Source organism: Novosphingobium sp. 11B (genome assembly GCF_054589055.1).
The window spans coordinates 1-806 of the sequence record NZ_BAAILP010000149.1; the positions used below are offsets into that span (position 1 = coordinate 1).

The 806-nt window shown below is 64.3% G+C and carries 1 protein-coding gene; it reads right to left on the reverse strand.

From position 1 onward, the window contains the following. The coding region (locus ACYPYD_RS14115; RefSeq protein WP_459663748.1) for a beta-keto acid cleavage family enzyme at positions 1-806 on the reverse strand (806 nt) is incomplete at both ends.

An 806-nucleotide genomic window follows, 5' to 3' on the forward strand; every position in this document is an offset into this window, starting at 1 on the left:
ACCTTGTCCCCGCCCTTGAGGCTGAGGATTTCGCGGGCTTCGGCAGGCGTGGCGATCTCGCCGCCGAGGCCCTCGATGATCTGGCGCACTTTCGTCACCTGCTGCGCGTTGCTGGTCGCAAGCTGGCCCTTGCCGATCCACAGCGAGTCCTCCAGCCCCACGCGCACGTGGCCCCCCATGCTGGCAGCCATCGCCGCCACCGGCATCTGGTTCGCGCCTGCCGCCAGCACCGACCAGCGGTACTGATCGCCGAACAGGCGGTCGGCGGTGCGCTTCATGTGCATCACGTCCTCCGGGTGGGCGCCGATGCCGCCGAGCAGGCCGAAGCAGGTCTGGATGAACAGCGGACCTTCGACCAGGCCCTCCTTCCAGAAGTAGTGCAGGTTGTAGAGGTGCGCGGTATCGTAGCACTCGAACTCGTAGCGGGTGCCGGTCTTGTTCAGTGTTTCAAGGGCATAGCGGATATCCTTGAAGCTGTTGCGGAAGACGAGGTCGTGGCTGGCCTCCAGCATTTCGGGCTCCCAGGCGTGCTTCCATTCCCGATCCTTCTTCAGCATCGGGAACAGGCCGAAATTCATGCTGCCCATGTTGAGGCTGGCGACTTCCGGCTTCCATGTTTCCGCAGGCTTCACGCGATATTCTACCGGCATATAGGGCGAGGCGCCGGTGGTGATATTCACCACCACGTCGCTCGCCTGTTTGATGACCTTGAGGAACGGCGCGAAGTCTTCGGGTTCGTGCACCGGCTTGCCGGTCTGCGGATCGCGCGCGTGCAGGTGGACGATCGCCGCGCCGGCCTCTGCCGC